Here is a 998-nt window from a genome sequence, read left to right on the forward strand (position 1 = left end):
GGGGAAGGGGGACCGCTTCGCGGTGGATAGGGTTAATTACCGACAGCCGGAGGCTGGTTTTATGGTTTCTAAAGGTGCAGTAATAAGTAAAAGGATAGGGTTAATTACCAACAGCCGCAGGTATATAAGTTTAAGACAAATAAGAACTGAGCTCTTTTATTTCTTCATCGCAGAGCTGCCCCCACGGGGGAAGTGGCGCCGTTAGGCGACGAAAGAGGTGTAGTTGTTTCTAAAAGGCGAAGCATCATCGCACAAGGTTTTAAACCCTCCCCGGACTTTTTCTCCTCTTTTTCCGATTTTCTTATTGAAGGCCATATCTATATATAAGGAAAAGGAAAGGAGGTGGGATGATGTGGCGTGATATTGAAGAAGCGGCGCGGCGGCTGATGGATTTGTTTCCTTTGAAAGCGGCGGCCGGGGTCTGCTTATTGTCTTTGGAGCAGCATGCGCTGATGTTCCTGGCGTTTTCGCTCCTGGTGGCTATGGACTGCCTTTCGAGGTGGCTGGCGATCAGCGCGGGGATGCTGAAGGAAAAGTCGGGGGAGATTCCTCCCTTGCTGCTCTCGCTTCTCTCGATTCCGGAGGCGCGGCGTAAGGGTTTGATATCCAGTAAGGTGATGAAGGAAGCCGGGCTTTCGAAGCTCTTTCTTTACAACATTTGCGTGATTGCTGCGGGCCTCGGGGATTATCTTCTGTCATCAGCCGGAAGCCCCTCGGGCCTCTCGGCCATCGCAGTCAGCTATTTGTCATCGGCCGAAGCCCTGTCCGTGACGGAGAACCTCTCCGAGGCAGGCGTGAAATCCATGGCAGGATTATTGGAATTATTCAGGAAGAAAGAATCATGAGAAAAGGAATTGACGTATCTTGCTTCAACGACGGAGTCGACTGGAAAGAGGTGAGAGGAGCAGGGATGGAATTCGCCATCATCCGCCTGGGCTATGGCCACAGGCACCTGGACGAACTCTTCTACAAACACGTGAACGGCGCCCTCGACGCCG

General features: G+C 52.1%; 2 protein-coding genes. Both read left to right on the forward strand.

The annotated features are described in order from the left end of the window. Positions 1–205 (forward strand): hypothetical protein (locus tag M3200_RS06190; RefSeq protein WP_288178187.1); only part of this gene is annotated, 205 nt, incomplete at its 5' end. Positions 206–347: 142 nt separating this feature from the next. Further along, positions 348–845, forward strand: coding sequence for a phage holin family protein (locus M3200_RS06195; protein ID WP_022382675.1), 498 nt, complete (start codon positions 348–350; stop codon positions 843–845). Positions 846–998 lie beyond the last annotated feature (153 nt).

Source organism: Dialister sp. CAG:357 (assembly GCF_000435155.1).
Classification (GTDB): domain Bacteria; phylum Bacillota; class Negativicutes; order Veillonellales; family Dialisteraceae; genus Dialister; species Dialister hominis.